This is a genomic window from Frankia sp. CoBUL1 (assembly GCF_978021245.1).
On the sequence record NZ_CDXDOS010000322.1, the window covers coordinates 1 to 3,365 of the forward strand.

Annotated in this window: 4 protein-coding genes and 1 tRNA gene; 2 read left to right on the plus strand and 3 right to left on the minus strand. The window is 68.9% G+C overall.

Annotated elements, in window-relative coordinates; genetic code table 11:
- Nucleotides 1-111: 111 nt before the first annotated feature.
- The gene (gene gltX / locus AC08OX_RS16255; RefSeq protein WP_476608595.1) at nucleotides 112-1,524 is read left to right on the plus strand and encodes a glutamate--tRNA ligase; all 1,413 of its coding nucleotides are present in this window, start codon (nucleotides 112-114) and stop codon (nucleotides 1,522-1,524) included.
- 323 nt (nucleotides 1,525-1,847) lie between these two features.
- On the opposite strand, the gene AC08OX_RS16260 is transcribed toward gltX, so the two are convergent.
- Together AC08OX_RS16260 and AC08OX_RS16265 are read right to left on the minus strand one after the other, a co-directional pair.
- The gene (locus tag AC08OX_RS16260) at nucleotides 1,848-2,333 is read right to left on the minus strand and encodes a winged helix-turn-helix transcriptional regulator (RefSeq protein ID WP_476608596.1); all 486 of its coding nucleotides are present in this window, start codon (nucleotides 2,331-2,333) and stop codon (nucleotides 1,848-1,850) included.
- Nucleotides 2,323-2,619 carry a hypothetical protein gene (locus AC08OX_RS16265; protein ID WP_476608597.1) on the minus strand — a complete coding sequence of 99 codons (297 nt, stop codon included), beginning with the start codon at nucleotides 2,617-2,619 and terminating at the stop codon, nucleotides 2,323-2,325. The genes AC08OX_RS16260 and AC08OX_RS16265 overlap by 11 nt, the downstream gene beginning before the upstream one ends.
- A 141-nt stretch (nucleotides 2,620-2,760) precedes the next feature.
- Between AC08OX_RS16265 and AC08OX_RS16270 the strand changes: the two genes are divergently transcribed.
- Nucleotides 2,761-2,833, plus strand: a tRNA-Asn gene (locus AC08OX_RS16270).
- 182 nt (nucleotides 2,834-3,015) lie between these two features.
- Here the strand turns inward: AC08OX_RS16270 and AC08OX_RS16275 are convergent.
- Nucleotides 3,016-3,365 (minus strand): recombinase family protein (locus tag AC08OX_RS16275; protein WP_476608598.1); only part of this gene is annotated, 350 nt, incomplete at its 5' end.

Consider the following 3,365-nt stretch of genomic DNA (forward strand, 5'->3'; position numbering starts at 1 on the left):
CTCCTCGGCTGAGCAGGGGCGTGGCCGGCCGCCCGGGAGACCGGTTCCGCGGCCGGTCACCATCGGCCCACGCCCGGTTCGCCCGTCGAGATCCGCTGTACGCTGCGCGGCATGGGATCTGGGCGGGTACGGGTTCGATTCGCGCCATCTCCCACCGGCATCTTCCATGTGGGTGGGGCGCGGTCGGCGCTGTTCAACTGGCTGGTCGCGCGGCGCGCCGGCGGCGACTTCGTGCTGCGCGTCGAGGACACCGACGCGTCCCGCAACCGGCCGGAGTGGACCGACGGCATCATCAGCGCGCTGGACTGGCTCGGCATCAGCCCCGGCGGGTACGAGGGTCCGGTGCTGCAGTCGTCACGCACCAACCGGCACCGGGCCGCGGCCGAACGGCTGCACGCCGAGGGTCTCGCCTACTACTGCGGCTGCACCCGCGAGGCCCTGGCGGAACGCACCGGCAACGCGCAGCGCGGCTACGACGGATTCTGCCGGGACCGCGGGCTCGCCCCGGGTCCCGGCCGGGCGCTGCGCTTTCGCACGCCGGACGACGGCGTGACGATCGTCGAGGACCTCATCCGCGGCACGCCGGAGTTCCCGAACGAGACCATCGAGGACTTCGTGGTCGCGCGGGCCGACGGGTCGGCGGTGTTCCTGCTCGCCAACGTCGTCGACGACCTGGAGATGGGGATCACCCACGTCATCCGGGGTGAGGAACACCTGTCGAACACCCCTAAGCAGCAGCTGCTCTGGGCAGCGCTCGGCGCGGACGCGCCGCCGGTGTGGGCGCACGTCCCGGTGATCGTCAACGAGAAGCGCCAGAAGCTGTCGAAGCGGCGCGACAAGGTGGCGCTCGAGTCCTACCGGGACGAGGGATACCTGCCCGCCGCCATGAAGAACTACCTGATGCTGCTCGGTTGGGCCCCGCCCGGCGAGGACGAGATCGTGCCCTGGGAAACGATCGAGTCCACCTTCGACCTTGCCGACGTGAAGCCATCGCCGGCGTTCTTCGACGAGAAGAAGCTCAAGGCGTTCAACGGTGAGTACATCCGGCGGCTGAGCGTCGCGGAGTTCATCGAGGCGGTCCGGCCCTGGCTCTCGGCGCCGGCCGCGCCGTGGGAGCCGGCCGCGTTCGACGCGGACGCGTTCGCCGCTCTCGCCCCCTTGGCGCAGAGCCGGGTCTCCGTGCTGTCGGAGATCGTGCCGATGGTCGACTTCCTCTTCCTGCCGGAGGCACCGATCGACGACGCGGCCTGGGCCAAGGCGATGAAGGGGCCGGCGGCGGAACTGCTCGCCGACGTCCGCGACCTCTACGACAAGATCGAGTGGGAGGCCGAGACGTTGAAGGCCGGACTCACCGAGGTGGGCGAGCGGCACGGTCTCAAGCTCGGCAAGGCGCAGGCACCGGTGCGGGTCGCCGTGACCGGGCGGAGCGTGGGACTGCCCCTGTTCGAGTCGCTGGAGGCGCTCGGCCGGGAGACCACCCTGCGGCGGCTCGCCGAAGCGCGGGAACGGCTCACCGGCGGCTGACCTCACGCCGGTCCACGACGGCCTCGCGCGCACACCGGTCCACGACGGCCTCGCGCGGCGGGCAGGGCTGAGCCCGGGTCGCGGCTGGGACGAGCCGCGACCCGGGCTGGGGAGACCCACCAGAAGCCGGGGTTACCTCTGGTGGGTGAGGCTGCTCCAGTTCGCCAGCCAGCCGGGCGACAAGGACCAGCGCACCCCGCTGGGCCTAAGAGATCCTTAAAACGAGCTCAAGACAAGCTGTGATCTTGCTGTCACGAGATGCCTCTCGATAGCGATCATTCCGCGATGTCGGGATATTGCCGCCAAGCGGGAGTCCACCGAACTTAGGGCTCACCATGACCCTGGGTGGCTGATCCTCGGGGCGTGCGCTGGCGCGGGCTCAGCCCGGACCAGTCGTCCGCCCAGGCCGCCAGCGGTTCCAGCACTCCCTGCAGGCGACGGCCGTGCGCGGTCAGCCGGTACTCGCCGGCCTCGTCCACCTCGACGAGGCCGGCCTCGCGCAGCTCCCGCAGGCGTTGGGTCACCTGGGCCTGCGGCGCGTCGAGCCGCGCCACGAGCGCGCGGAACGGCAGGGCCGTCCCGCGCAGGTTCCAGTAGACGGCGAGGGCGAAACGCCGACCCAACAGGTCCACAAGACCGGCGAGGGCGGACGGTGCGCCGTCCGGAGTCTCGGGATGACCGGAGGCGTGCGGTCGTCCCGGCCCGTTCGGCCTCGCCTGCCTCATCGGCATGTCCCGCCGGGACCGCTCATCGGTGGTCTCCGGGGTCTCCGGGGTCTCCGGCGCGAGGGTTCCTCGATCAGCGGGCACCGACCGAACCGACGCCGTTGGATCCGACACCGTTGGAGCTGTGCGAGCCGAGGGGAGCGAACAGCCTGGTCGCGGACTGCCCGGCATGGGCACCAAGCAGGTCCCGGGCCTTCTGGTAGACGGTGGCCGCCTGCGCGGAGACGAGTCCCGCCACGCTCTGGACCTCCGGGCGCTCCTGGAGGTCACGGACCTGCCGCATGATGGCGTCGTAGTGCTCCCGGCCGGCCCGGGCGCCGAGGACGTATCCGAGACCGAGGGCCAGGATGACGCTGGGCCTGATACGCATGTTGCCTCCCAGGAGACCGAGGGACGTGCAGGCGGATGGCCGCCGGCCGCTTGACGTTGTGCCGTCGGGTTGATTCCTACCCCACGTCCAAGACCGCCCGAACCTCAGGTAGGCTGACGACGTCAGGTGCACGGCACCCGATCCCGCGTAGCTCAATTGGCAGAGCAGCCGGCTGTTAACCGGCAGGTTGAAGGTTCGAGTCCTTCCGCGGGAGCAAAACCCCTGGTCACAGGGCTGTGGATCAGCGAAAATTGTGATCTTCCCACACATTACCCACACAAAAAAACGTGATCACCTAAGATCGTCACGCTCACCTCTGTGTGACCTAGATCACAAAAGCAGGAAGCCCCACACCGGCGACGCTGGCGGTGTGGGGCTCCTGGCTTGTAGGGGCGGCTACTGCCTGACTGGGCTCTGGTTCAGCGCCTGGACATGTCCGCCCATCTGCTCGATGGCCGTAGTGAAGGCCAGTCGGACACTTGGCGTAGTGCTCAGATGATCGAACGACGGCACGATGACAACCGCGCCGTCCGCCGTGCCGATGTGGTCGATGAGAACGTTGAAGGCATCTCGGCTTGCGTCCTGGTCTCCGGTGTTGCGATCGACGTAGATCTCCAGCAGCTCCAGGCCTTCCTCAGCGCAGTGAGCCTTTCCGCGTAACAGCCCGTGACGTTTAGCGATCGCCGATGTGTTGTTCGTGTAGTGGCTGTTTAGGTGGTGCGGCGGTGCTCGGTGTGGATGAGCAC